This is a genomic window from Corynebacterium sp. HMSC29G08, assembly GCF_001806875.1.
Classification (GTDB): domain Bacteria; phylum Actinomycetota; class Actinomycetes; order Mycobacteriales; family Mycobacteriaceae; genus Corynebacterium.
In genome coordinates this window covers 1-524 of the sequence record NZ_KV786203.1, presented here as the reverse complement: position 1 = coordinate 524, position 524 = coordinate 1, and the positions used below count along the sequence as shown (strand labels likewise).

Below are 524 nucleotides of genomic sequence, written 5' to 3'. Positions count from 1 at the left end.
TTGCCAACTATGCGGATGACGGTGATCGGTACTGGCTATCTTGGGGCGACGCACGCGGCGTGCATGGCGGAACTTGGCCATGAGGTGCTGGGTGTGGACGTTGATCAACACAAGATTGAGGCACTGCAAAATTCCACGGTGCCGTTTTATGAGCCCGGTTTGCCGGAGGTGCTTGAGCGAAACATTGACGCAGGTCGCCTTCGCTTTTCGACGGACTACGCCCAAGCCGCATCGTTTGCCAACATCCACTTCATCGGTGTAGGTACGCCGCAGCAGCGTGGTTCGTATGCGGCGGATACTCGCTATGTTGAGGCGGTTATTGATGCGCTTGTGCCGAAGCTGCAAGGCCACCACATCATCTTCGGCAAGTCCACCGTGCCGGTTGGCACCGCGGCGACGCTGCAGGAGCGCGCGGACACACTCGCCGCCGACGCTGGCGGTCACGCCAGCGTGGAGATCGCGTGGAACCCGGAGTTTCTGCGCGAGGGCTACGCGGTGAAAGACACTATTGAGCCGGACCGCAT

General features: G+C 60.5%; 1 protein-coding gene. It reads left to right on the top strand.

Annotation, left to right across the window (positions count from 1 at the left end; all coding sequences use genetic code 11):
* Positions 1-9: 9 nt before the first annotated feature.
* Positions 10-524 (top strand): 3-hydroxyacyl-CoA dehydrogenase NAD-binding domain-containing protein (locus tag HMPREF3101_RS00235; protein WP_141737295.1); only part of this gene is annotated, 515 nt, incomplete at its 3' end.